We start from the raw sequence: 10,818 nt of genomic DNA on the forward strand, positions 1-10,818 counted from the left end.
GTTTAGCCGCGACGGGGCAGGGACGCCCCGTCGAGGCGGCCCGCTTCGTGCTGCCGGAGTGCGGGCACACCGAGCCCAAGCGAGGTGCCGAGTGGTGGGGCAAGAGCGTTTTGCTTACTTTTGCGCTGTTCAAAAGTGAGCCGCTGTAAGAGCGGAACCAACAGTGGCCGTTACCTAAACAACGGATATACACCCAAACCCCCAAATAACGGATACGCCCCCACCAGCTACTGCAAGTTGACGAACAACCCCCCATCCACCAGCAACGAAGCCCCGGTCACATACCGCGCCATATCCGAAGCAAGAAAAACAATGGGCCCCGCAACATCGTCGGGTTCACCCAGGCGCCCCAGCGGCGTACGCGAAGTCATGTACGCCAGCTTCTCCTCATCCGCCAAATCCTCCTTGTTGATGTCGGTAGCAATCGTCCCCGGCAACACCGAATTACAGCGAATCCCATAAGGCCCCAGCGCAATCGCACAGGACTGCATCAACGAATGCAGCCCGGCCTTGGTCGGCGTGTAGTGCGTCTGCATCCCGCCGCCCACCAGCGCACTGATGGAACTGACCGCGATAATCGCGCCACCCGTGCCCTGGTTTTTCATCTGGTTCGCCGCCGCCTGCACGGCGAAGTAGGCGCCGTTGAGGTTGGTGTTGACCGTCTTCAGGTACACCTCGCGCGGCATGTCGAGGAACGAGTGGAACGGGCAAATTCCGGCGTTGTTGACGAACACATCCACACTGCCGAATGCCTTGAGCGCGCCGGCTACCAGTTTGTCACCGGTGTCCGGGTCGGCCGCGTCGCCGCCCACTTCCACCGCCTGGCCACCGAACGCCTTGATCTCCTCGATCAACGAAAATGCCGCTTCAGTACCCTGGCCACTGCCGCTGTGGCCGATCACCACGCGGGCACCCTGGCGTGCACATTCCCGGGCGGCGGCGCGGCCAATACCACGGGAGGCGCCAGTAATAATCACGGTTTTGTCTGCAAGTAACATAAGTGGACTCCTGGAAAACAAGCGGCCTCAGCCGAGATAGTTGCCGTAACCAACCATGGCGATAGCGCCGAGAATCACCGCGATACCCGCGACCAATACGCCTTTGTTGGTGGCGCTGGTGCCCTGCCATTCGCGGAAATACAGGCCCCAGCAGTTGGACACGATGATGATGAAAGACATGTGCAACACCCACGAACTGGCGTCGTTCTGCAGGCGGCTTTCGCCCATGCCGTAAAAGAAAAACTGCAGGAACCAAAGGGTGCCGGCACACGCCACCAACAGGTAGTTGCCCAGCAGCGGCGTACTGCGGTCGGTGTAGTTGTGGAACGTACGGTTGCGCCAGTTCAGCCACAGGCACCAGATGCCGTTGGTGGTCAGGCCACCCCACATGATCACCATGAAGGTCACGTTGTTCTGGAACAGGCTATTGGCACCGTGCTCCACGGCCGCTGCTGCCAAGGGGCGACCGGCGGAAATGCCGTAGCTGAAGCACGCGCTCAAGACCCCGGAGATCACCGCCACCAGCATGCCCTTGGCCACCGAGAACTCGCTGATGCTGGCAAACTTCACCGCCTCCGGCACTTCCCGTTCCTTGATCAACCCGGCCTTGCCACACACCGCAATGCCCACCAGTGAAACCGCTACACCCCACAGCACCCAATGTCCGCCCTGAGACGCGAGCATCGAGGTCAGGGTGCCTTCGGTGGCGTCGGTGAACAGGTCGCGGTACAGCGCCGGCATCAAGGCGCCGAGGGCCGACGTCAGGCCCAGTACCAGTGACATGCCCAGGGACAGTCCGAGGTAACGCATGGTCAGGCCAAAGGTCAGCCCGCCGATGCCCCAGAGCACGCCGAACAGGTAGGTCCAGAGCAGGGTGCTGCTGTCGGCCTGGCGCAGGATGTCGACCCAACCGGGCACGGTCAGTTGCGCGGCAATCAGCGGCACGATCAGCCATGACACCAGGCCACCGGTGATCCAGTAGCTTTCCCAGGCCCAGCCGCGGACCTTCTTGTAAGGGATGTAGAAACTGCCGGAGGCGAAGCCGCCGATGAAGTGCAGAATCACACCGAAGAGAATGATTTCCACGTAGTCGAATCCTTTTTTATTGTTGTGGTCGCGCGCTGTTTCAGCCTGGGGTGAGGCTGAACATCGGGATTAAATCCACGCTGACGGGCGAGGCGTCCGGATGGCTGGGCATGATGTCTTGCATGTACTGCCACCACCGTTGCATCAGCGCGGTGCCCGGCAACGCGTTGAGGCCGTGCTGGTCTTCGTGGGTCATCACGGCGAACAAGGCGTTGCTGGCCTCGTCGAGGAAGATCCGGTAGTCCACCACGCCGGCATCGCGCAGGGCCTGGGCCAGTTCGGGCCAGATCTCGTCATGGCGTCGACGGTACTCGGCGTGCTGGCCGGGGTTGAGGTTCATGCGAAAAGCTCGGGTCTGCATGACTGGCCTCCGTGGGGTGGCGTGGGGCTGTAGATGCGCACCGCGTTGTGCAGGAAGAACTTGCCCTGTACGTCCTCGGATTTGCTCGCCATGCAGGCTTTCACCAGGCCCAGGGTGGTGGCGAAATTGGCCAGTTGATCGCTGTTGGGCCAGTCGCTGCCGAAGAAGCAACGGTCTTCGCCAAAGGCTTCCCACAGCACGGCCAGGCGGTCGTTGTAGAACGCCGGGTCGGTGATCAATCCACGTGGACCGACCTGAGGGATTTCTGCAAGTTTGGCGAACACATTGGGCCGTTCTGCCAGGCGCATCAGGTCTGCGTGATAGGCCGATTCTTCACCGGCGGGCACGCTGGCATTGGGCAGGTGATCGACGATGATGCGCAGCTCGGGCAAGGCGTTGCTCAGGTGCAGCAGCCCTTTGATCAGGCGCGGATTGGGGTTGGCGCTGTCGAGGCCGCGCCCGCATTCGGCAAGCCGGCGCAGGCCGTCGATGAATCCGCGGCGCGCCTGGTCTTCTAGCAAATCGCGGTCCCACAGGTTGCCGTAGCGCAAGCCGAGGAACAGCGGCTCATCGGCCAAGGCATCCAGATCAGCCGCAAAGTCGCCGTGCAGCGGGTCAAGGTTGCCGACGAAACCGAGCATGCGTGGATCGCTGCGCAGGGTCTCCAGCAACCAGCGGTTATCGTCGCGCCACGGGCTGGCTTCCACGGCAATGGCGCCAATCACGTTATGTTCGCCTGCCAGCGCCCAATAATCCGCCGGCAAATGCGCGGCATACAGCGCGTTGCCCGGCTCGGGCCAGGGAATGCCCTGGGGGCGGCGCGGGTCGAACAGGTGCAAATGGCTGTCGATGATCGGGCCGCTGTAAGGGGTAAGAGGCATTGCGCAATCCTTCGGAAGAATGGATAGGGAAGGACCCGCACGCTACCGCGCCAGGGCCCGTTGCACCACCTCAGCCCTGCAGGTACACCGCATGGGTATGGGTGTACTCATACAGGCCGTGCTTGCCATCGGCGCCGCCGATTCCGGATTTGCGCACGCCGGCATGGAAGCCTTGCATCGCCTCGAAGTTCTCGCGGTTGACGTAGGTCTCGCCGAACGACAATTCGCGCACTGCCTGCATCGCCTTGCCCAGGTCGCGGGTGTAGATCGAGGAGGTCAGGCCGTAGTCGCAGTCGTTGGCCATGGCGATGGCTTCATCCAGGTCGTCGACAATCTGGATCGGCAGCACCGGGCCAAAAATTTCTTCGCGCATGATTTCCATGTCGGCGTGGCAACCGGCCAATACCGTCGGCTGGAAGTGAAAACCCTGGCCCAGGTCGGCGATCTGCCCGCCGGTGACCAGCGATGCACCCTGGCTCAAGGCGGTGCGTACCTTGCGATTGACGCTGTCCAGGCCTTGGCGGTTGATCAGCGGGCCCATCTCCACATCGGCCTGGGCGATGGGGTCGCCGTAGCGGGTGGCGGCCATCGCGGCGCTGATGCGCTCGATAAACTGGTCGGCCACCTTGCGCTCCACATACACCCGTTCGGCGCAGTTGCACACCTGGCCGCTGTTGATGATCCGCGAGTCGCGAATGGCTTTTACCGCGAGGTCCAGGTCGGCATCGGCGAGGACAATGGCAGGCGCCTTGCCGCCCAGCTCCAGGTTGAGCTTGGTGATATTCGGTGCCGCAGCAGCCATGATCCGCGAGCCGGTGGCGACGCTGCCGGTGAAGCTGATCATGTCCACGCCCTTATGGGCGGTGAGTGCGCCTCCCACACGGCCGTCGCCGCACACGACGTTGAACACCCCGGCTGGCAGGTCAGTTTCGGCCACCAGTTTGGCGAACTCGAAGCAGTTGTTCGGCGTTTCTTCGCTGGGTTTGATTACGATGGTGTTGCCGGTGAGCAACGCCGGGGCCATCTTGCGGGCGATCAAAAAGAACGGGAAATTCCACGGCAGGATGCCGGCCACCACACCCAGGGGTTTGCGGAACAGGAAGATATTTTCATTGGGGCGGTCGCTGGTGATGATCTCGCCTTCAATGCGACGCGCCCACTCGGCCATGTAGTCGAGGTAGTCGGCGGTGAAGTTGACTTCCACTTCCGCCAGGCCGCTGACTTTGCCTTGCTCCAGGGTGATGGTGCGCGCCAGGTGGGCGACGTTTTCCCGCAGCTTGGCGGCGATGCGGCGCAAGTGCCCGGCACGTTCGATCGCCGGTTTGCGCGCCCAGTCTTTTTGCGCATGACGCGCGGCAGCCAAGGCTTGGTCGACGTCTTCGGAGGTGGACGCCGGGACCTTCGACAACAGGGCGCCGGTGGCCGGGTTCAATACATCCAGGTGCGCATTGCTTGAGGTAAAGCGGCCGTTGATGAAGTTCTGGTAGACCGGTACGGATGACATGCTTGGCTCCTCAGTAGGTACGTGACGGTGCTTTGGCGTCGGCGGCGGGGCGGTAGCGGGCCAGGGTCGCCATGGCACCCTGGCGCAGCAAGCTGATGTCGATGGCCACCGCAATGAACTGGCAGCCCCAGGCTTGATAACGGCGGGCGTCGTCTTCGTTGGGGGCGAGAATGCCGCAGGCCTTGCCGGCCGCCAGCGTGGCGTTGACCGCGTGCTGGATGCGTTCCTGCACCTCGGGGTGCCCGGGATTGCCAGCGTGACCGAGGCCGATAGACAGGTCGGCGGGGCCGATAAATACCGCGTCCACGCCTTCCACCGCCGCAATTGCCGCGACGTTTTCCACCCCCAGGCGCGACTCCACCTGCACGATCAGGCACAGCTGTTCATGGGCCGTATTGAGGTAGTCGGCCACGCCGTCCCAGCGGGTGGCGCGGGTCAGGCCGCCGCCAACGCCACGAATACCGTGGGGCGGGTAACGCATCGCACGCACCAGGGCCTGGGCTTGCTCGGCGGTTTCGACCATCGGGATCATCAGCGTTTGCGCACCGACGTCCAGCAGTTGCTTGATCAGGTTGGCGTCGCTGCTCACCGCACGCACCACCGGCGCAGTGGCGTAGGGCGCCACGGCCTGGAGCTGGTTGAGCACGCTGGGCACGGTGTTGGGAGCGTGTTCGCCGTCAATCAGCATCCAGTCGTAACCGGTGCTGGCGACGATCTCGGCGGCGTAGGCGGTGGCGAAGCCGGCCCAGATCCCGTATTGCGCGGCGTTTTTACGCAGCGCGGCCTTGAAAGCGTTGTGGGGCATGTTCATGGCAGGAGTCCTCAGCGGTTATACGGACGATGCAGTTGGCAATCGGGGTTGAGGTCCACGCCAAACCCGGGCTTGTCGAGCACCGACAGGCGCATGCGGCCATTCACCGGCACCGGTTCACCGAGCAGTTGCGGGTGGAACATCGGCACCACTTCGTCGGCCTTGGGCGCCATCATCAGGAACTCGGCGAACGGGCTGTTATGGCGGGTGGCGACGAAGTGGTAGCTGTAGACCGACGAGCCGTGGGGCACCACCAGCGCATTATGGGCGTCGGCCAGGGCCGAGATTTTCACCAGTTCGGTGAGGCCGCCGCACCAGCCCACATCCGGCTGGATAATGTCGCAGCAACCCATCTCCAGCAGCATGCGAAAGCCCCAACGGGTGGCTTCGTGTTCGCCGGTGGTGACCAACATGCCTTTGGGCACGTTGTTGCGCAGGGCGGCATAGCCCCAGTAGTCGTCGGGCGACAGCGCTTCTTCGATCCATTTCAGGCCGTATTCATGGGCGCCGATCGCCAGTTTGGTGGCGTAGTTCAGGTCCAGGCTCATCCAGCAATCGAGCATCAGCCAGAAGTCCGGGCCGACCCGCTCGCGCATGGTCGCCAGTTCCTCGAGGTTTTTGCGCAGGCCTTCTTCGCCTTCCGACGGGCTGTAGTGCAGGGGCATCTTGCCGCCGATAAAGCCCATCTTCTGTGCGAGGTCGGGGCGGGCGCCGGTGGCGTAGAACTGCAATTCGTCACGCACCGCGCCGCCGAGCAACTGGTGCACCGGTTCCTGGCGGATCTTGCCGAGCAGGTCCCACAGCGCCAGGTCGACACCGGAAATCGTGTTGATCACCAGGCCCTTGCGGCCGTAGTACAGGGTGGACTGGTACATCTGGTCCCAGATTTTCTCGATATCGGTCACGCGTGCGCCTTCCAGGAAGCGCGCCAGGTGCTTCTCGACGATATACGCGGCGGGCTCGCCACCGGTGGTCACGGCGAACCCGACGGTGCCGTCGCTGGCCTCGATTTCCACCACGAGTGTGCCGAGTACGTTGATCCCGAAACTGCGGCGACTCTGGCGGTACTCGGGGTATTTGCTCATGGGGGTGCTGATGTGATCGTCGATCCAGTGGCCGTCTGCCTGGTCGTGGTAGTCCGCGCCGCCGCCGCGCAGCACAAAGGCGCGGACGTGCTTGATAGTGAGGTTGCCCATGGTGTGACTCCTTGATTAAACAGTGGCCGGCGTGTTCGTCGCTTTTTGGCCTGGGGAATGGATACCGAGTACCAGCAACGCTGCGAGTACGGTGGTGGCGGACAGCAGGTAAAGGCCGGCCGCAGGGGAGTGAAAGGCGGTTTCTGCCCAGTTCTTCAGCACCGGGGCGATAAACCCGCCGAGGGCACCGAAGGAGTTGATCAGGGCAATGCTGGCCGCCGCTGCGCTGCCGGCGAGGTAGCTGGAAGGGAAGGTCCAGAACACCGGTTGCACGGCGATAAAGCCCGAGGCGGCAAAGCACAGGGCGAGCATGCCCAGCAGCGGGTTGGCGAAGGTCACTGAGCAGGCGATCCCGGCGGCGGCCATCAACAGGGTCAGGGAAGCGGTTTTGCGGCGCTCGCCGGTGCGGTCGGAGTAGCCGGGAATCCACCACGCGGCGAACAGCGCGCAGACCCACGGAATCGCCGAGACCAGGCCCACCATCAAGCCGACCTTGGTCCCCAGCAATCCGCCGACCTGGGTGGGCAAATAGAACACCACGCCGTACACGCTGGCCTGGATCAGCAGGTAAACCAGGCACAGGTACAGCACGCTGGGCTGGCACAGCACCGTGAGCAGGCTGCGGCCGTGGGAGGTTTTTTGCTGGTCTTCGCGGTCCAGCAGGTCCTGGATCTGGCGGCGCTCTGCAACGCTCAGCCATTTGGCATCGGCGGGGCGGTTGTCCAGGTACCAATAGGCCCAGATGCCAACCGCGGTGGCCATCAGGCCTTCCACCACGAACAGCCATTGCCACCCGTGCAGTCCGGAGAACCCGTCCAACTCCAGCAGCAAGCCAGACAACGGGCTGCCGAAGATGAAGGCCAGGGGCGCGCCAAAGTAGAAGAAACCCATGGCCTTGCCGCGCACGGCGGAGGGGAACCAGTAGGTGAGGTAGAGGATCACGCCGGGGAAGAATCCGGCTTCGGCCACGCCCAGCAGAAAGCGCAACACGTAGAAGCTGGTTTCGTTGTGGGCAAACATCATGGCGGCGGACACCAGGCCCCAACTGACCATGATCCGGCACATCCACAGGCGGGCACCGACGCGATGCATGATCAGGTTGCTCGGCACTTCCAGCAGCGCATAGCCGACAAAAAACACCCCGGCGCCAAAGGCGAAGGCGGCGTCACTGAGGCCGGTGTCGGCTTGGAAGGCTTGTTTGGCGAACCCGACGTTGGCGCGGTCGAGGAAGGCCATGATGTACATCAACAGCAGGAAGGGCAGCAGCCGCCAGGAAATTTTGGCGAGCAGAGGTGCGGGCAGGGTCTTCATTGTTCAGTCCGGTGTTTTGTTCTTATGGGAAGGACTGTACGGCGCTCAATCCATGCGCTACAAATCGAATCTCGCTTACAACTGATAACCTCAGGGTATCGATAACAAGGATAAAAATGAGTAGTCCGTTGATCTCCCGCAGCCTGTTCAACCGCCTGCGCTACAAGCATCTGCACATGCTGGTGGCCTTGAGTTCCAGCCAGAACCTGCACCGTGCGTCCCAAAGCCTGAACATGTCGCAGCCGGCGGCGACGCGCATGTTGCGCGAGATCGAGGACATGTTTGCCTGTGACCTGTTCGAGCGCCTGCCCCGGGGCATGCGCCCGACGGCGCTGGGCAAGGAGTTGATCCGCTTTGCCGAGTCGGCGCTGAGTGGCCTCGACCGCTGCGCCGAAGACCTGATGGCGCGTCAACAGGGCGGTTATGGCTACTTGTCGATTGGCACCATCATGGGCGCGGCCCCGGACCTGGTGATGGACTCCATCGCCCAGATCAAGGCACTCAATCCCCAACTGCGCATTCGCATCATGGGCGACACCAGCGACCAGGTGATCCAGTTGCTGGAACAAGGCCGCATCGACCTGGCCATCGCCCGGCGCAATGCCGCCACCGACAGCGAGCATTACACCTTCGAACCCTTGGGCAACGAGCGTTTGTTGGTGGTGGTGCACGCCGGCCATCCCCTGGCCCAGCGTGATGACCTGGCGTTGACGGAGCTGGTCAGCGACTGGCCGTGGATCCTGCAACCGGAAACCAGCCCGGCGCGCATCGGCTTCGACGAAGCGCTGCAACGCCTTGCGTTACCGCAGCCGGCAGACATCATCGAATGCAGCTCGGTGTATTCCATGCAGCAACTGATTCAACTGACCGACGCGATCATGGTGCTCTCGGAAAGTGCCCTGCGGGATTACCTGAAAATGGGCCTGGTGGTCGCACTGCCGGTGGCGCTGGAGGTGCAGCTCGCACCGTTCGGCATGCTGCTGCGCCGGGGTGACCCGGTGAGTCGCGAACTGGGGATGTTTATCGACATGCTCAGGCAAAAGGCCGCGATGCTTTAAACATCCTGTGCAAAAGAACGTGGTATGCCGGCGGGATATTAAATAGAATGAATCTCATTTGAGACTGACTCGCGCCGCGCAGGTTACTTGCCATGAATGATGCTGTATTGCCGACGCACCTCACTGAACCGAGTCTTCACAGCTTGTACCGCGACCACCGCAGCTGGCTGGAAAGCTGGTTGCGGCGCCGTCTGGGCAACGCGTGGGATGCCGCCGACCTGAGCCAGGACACGTTCCTGCGGGTGCTGGCCAGCGCCCAGCCGATTGCGCAATTGCAGGAGCCCCGGGCTTACCTGGTGACCGTGGGCAAGCGGCTGTTGGTGAATTTTCATCAGCGGCGCAGCCTGGAACAGGCGTACCTCAATGCGTTGATGCACTTGCCGGAAGCTTGCGTGCCGTCACCGGAACAGCGCTGGTTGCTGCTGGAAACCCTGCAAGCCCTGGATGAGTTGCTCGATGGTTTGCCACCGGTGGTACGCCGCGCGTTTCTCTGGAGCCAGCTGGAAGGCCTGGGCTACCGCGAGATCGCCGAGCGGCTCCAGGTTTCCGAGCGTACGGTCAAACGCTACATGGCCCAGGCCTATGAGCATTGCCTGCTGGTGGAACTGTGAGCCGTACCGCGCCGGATCTTGCCCGTGCGGCGGCACAGTGGCTGGCGTTGCTGGAATCCGGTACTGCCACCGAGCGTGACCATGCCAGCCTGCAGCAGTGGCGTGACAGCCATCCTCAACACGAACAGATCTGGCAAAAAGCCCAGTTACTGCGCCAGCGTTTTACCGACTTGCCTCCGGCATTGGCCATGGCCAGCCTTGATCGCCCGCAACCGGGTCGGCGTGCGGTGCTCAAGCGTGCGTTGGGGGTGGCGGCGTTGGTGCCGGCTGCGTGGTTGTTTAGCCGGCAATTGCCGATCGATGCATGGCGTGCTGACTTGCACACCGCCACCGGTGAACGCAGGCGGGTGACGCTGGCGGATGGCAGTAGCCTGCAATTGAATACCGCGAGTGCGGTGGATGTGGATGCGACCCGGCGCCGTGTGACGCTGGTGGAAGGGGAGATGGCGTTGACGGTACCGGGGGGTGGTGCGCTGACGGTGCAGGCGCGTTATGGCCAGGTGATCGTCAGTCAGGCTGAAGTGTGTGTGCGGCAGTTGTCATCCGGGTGTTTGGTGTCAGTGCTCAAGGGCGTAGTGCAGGTGCAGGACCTGCGTGGGCAGATGGCGACATTGCAAGGTGGGCAGCAGGCTCGGTTGCAGGCGTCGGGGATGGGTGCTGCGGTGGGGTTTGATGCGTTGCAATTGGGTTGGCGCGACGGTGTGCTGACTGCGCAGAACCAGCTGTTGGGTGATTTTTTGCGGGAGTTGGAGCGGTATCGGCCAGGGGTGATGCGGTGGGACTCGAGCCTGGAGAGGTTGCGGGTGACTGGGAGTTTTCAATTGGCGGATACGGATCGTATTCTTGCGTTGCTGGCGTCGACGATGGCGCTGGAGGTGCGGTTTCGTACGCGGTATTGGGTGACGTTGGTGCCGCCTGAAGCGGTTGTTTGATGCGATCTGTGAGCTGGGTACATATCCGTTATTTAGGTAACGGCTGCTTATGGTTCCGCTCTTACAGCG

The 10,818-nt window shown here is 62.6% G+C and carries 11 protein-coding genes; 3 read left to right on the forward strand and 8 right to left on the reverse strand.

Features of this window, described 5'->3' with window-relative positions:
• Positions 1–227: 227 nt before the first annotated feature.
• From SNL23_RS21845 to SNL23_RS21880, 8 genes are all read right to left on the reverse strand, one after another.
• Positions 228–998 carry an SDR family NAD(P)-dependent oxidoreductase gene (locus SNL23_RS21845; protein ID WP_076016689.1) on the reverse strand — a complete coding sequence of 257 codons (771 nt, stop codon included), beginning with the start codon at positions 996–998 and terminating at the stop codon, positions 228–230.
• 27 nt (positions 999–1,025) lie between these two features.
• The gene (gene rhaT / locus SNL23_RS21850; RefSeq protein ID WP_167664405.1) at positions 1,026–2,084 is read right to left on the reverse strand and encodes an L-rhamnose/proton symporter RhaT; all 1,059 of its coding nucleotides are present in this window, start codon (positions 2,082–2,084) and stop codon (positions 1,026–1,028) included.
• Positions 2,085–2,124: 40 nt separating this feature from the next.
• The gene (rhaM, locus tag SNL23_RS21855; protein WP_318303482.1) at positions 2,125–2,445 is read right to left on the reverse strand and encodes an L-rhamnose mutarotase; all 321 of its coding nucleotides are present in this window, start codon (positions 2,443–2,445) and stop codon (positions 2,125–2,127) included.
• Positions 2,421–3,326, reverse strand: a complete 906-nt coding sequence (locus tag SNL23_RS21860) for an amidohydrolase family protein (RefSeq protein ID WP_318303483.1) — start codon at positions 3,324–3,326, stop codon at positions 2,421–2,423. The genes rhaM and SNL23_RS21860 overlap by 25 nt, the downstream gene beginning before the upstream one ends.
• 70 nt (positions 3,327–3,396) lie before the next feature.
• Positions 3,397–4,830, reverse strand: a complete 1,434-nt coding sequence (gene aldA / locus SNL23_RS21865) for an aldehyde dehydrogenase (RefSeq protein WP_318303484.1) — start codon at positions 4,828–4,830, stop codon at positions 3,397–3,399.
• 10 nt (positions 4,831–4,840) lie between these two features.
• Entirely contained in the window at positions 4,841–5,641 is an 801-nt protein-coding gene (locus SNL23_RS21870) for an HpcH/HpaI aldolase/citrate lyase family protein (protein ID WP_318303486.1), read from the reverse strand.
• Positions 5,642–5,652: 11 nt separating this feature from the next.
• Positions 5,653–6,837, reverse strand: a complete 1,185-nt coding sequence (gene rhmD, locus SNL23_RS21875; RefSeq protein ID WP_063029975.1) for an L-rhamnonate dehydratase — start codon at positions 6,835–6,837, stop codon at positions 5,653–5,655.
• Positions 6,838–6,852: 15 nt separating this feature from the next.
• Positions 6,853–8,148, reverse strand: coding sequence for an MFS transporter (locus SNL23_RS21880; RefSeq protein ID WP_076016684.1), 1,296 nt, complete (start codon positions 8,146–8,148; stop codon positions 6,853–6,855).
• Positions 8,149–8,264: 116 nt separating this feature from the next.
• Here SNL23_RS21880 and SNL23_RS21885 point away from each other — a divergent pair, with 116 nt between their 5' ends.
• The 3 genes from SNL23_RS21885 to SNL23_RS21895 all read left to right on the forward strand — a co-directional run bounded on the left by SNL23_RS21885 (position 8,265) and on the right by SNL23_RS21895 (position 10,749).
• On the forward strand, positions 8,265–9,206 hold the full coding sequence (locus SNL23_RS21885; RefSeq protein WP_318303488.1) for a LysR family transcriptional regulator: 942 nt from the start codon (positions 8,265–8,267) through the stop codon (positions 9,204–9,206).
• Positions 9,207–9,298: 92 nt separating this feature from the next.
• Positions 9,299–9,817 carry a sigma-70 family RNA polymerase sigma factor gene (locus SNL23_RS21890; RefSeq protein WP_167664399.1) on the forward strand — a complete coding sequence of 173 codons (519 nt, stop codon included), beginning with the start codon at positions 9,299–9,301 and terminating at the stop codon, positions 9,815–9,817.
• Complete coding sequence (locus SNL23_RS21895; RefSeq protein ID WP_318303490.1) at positions 9,814–10,749, forward strand: FecR domain-containing protein; 936 nt, start codon at positions 9,814–9,816, stop codon at positions 10,747–10,749. Before SNL23_RS21890 ends, SNL23_RS21895 begins: the two co-directional genes overlap by 4 nt.
• Positions 10,750–10,818: the final 69 nt, after the last annotated feature.

The sequence above is a fragment of the Pseudomonas sp. SED1 genome (assembly GCF_034044025.1).
GTDB lineage: Bacteria > Pseudomonadota > Gammaproteobacteria > Pseudomonadales > Pseudomonadaceae > Aquipseudomonas.

Coding starts and splice junctions, on each gene's coding strand:
- SNL23_RS21845 (WP_076016689.1), bottom strand. CDS start 998: ATGTTACTTGCAGACAAAACCGTGATTATTACTGGCGCCTCCCGTGGT.
- rhaM (WP_318303482.1), bottom strand. CDS start 2,445: ATGCAGACCCGAGCTTTTCGCATGAACCTCAACCCCGGCCAGCACGCC.
- SNL23_RS21860 (WP_318303483.1), bottom strand. CDS start 3,326: ATGCCTCTTACCCCTTACAGCGGCCCGATCATCGACAGCCATTTGCAC.
- aldA (WP_318303484.1), bottom strand. CDS start 4,830: ATGTCATCCGTACCGGTCTACCAGAACTTCATCAACGGCCGCTTTACC.
- SNL23_RS21870 (WP_318303486.1), bottom strand. CDS start 5,641: ATGAACATGCCCCACAACGCTTTCAAGGCCGCGCTGCGTAAAAACGCC.
- rhmD (WP_063029975.1), bottom strand. CDS start 6,837: ATGGGCAACCTCACTATCAAGCACGTCCGCGCCTTTGTGCTGCGCGGC.
- SNL23_RS21880 (WP_076016684.1), bottom strand. CDS start 8,148: ATGAAGACCCTGCCCGCACCTCTGCTCGCCAAAATTTCCTGGCGGCTG.
- SNL23_RS21885 (WP_318303488.1), top strand. CDS start 8,265: ATGAGTAGTCCGTTGATCTCCCGCAGCCTGTTCAACCGCCTGCGCTAC.
- SNL23_RS21890 (WP_167664399.1), top strand. CDS start 9,299: ATGAATGATGCTGTATTGCCGACGCACCTCACTGAACCGAGTCTTCAC.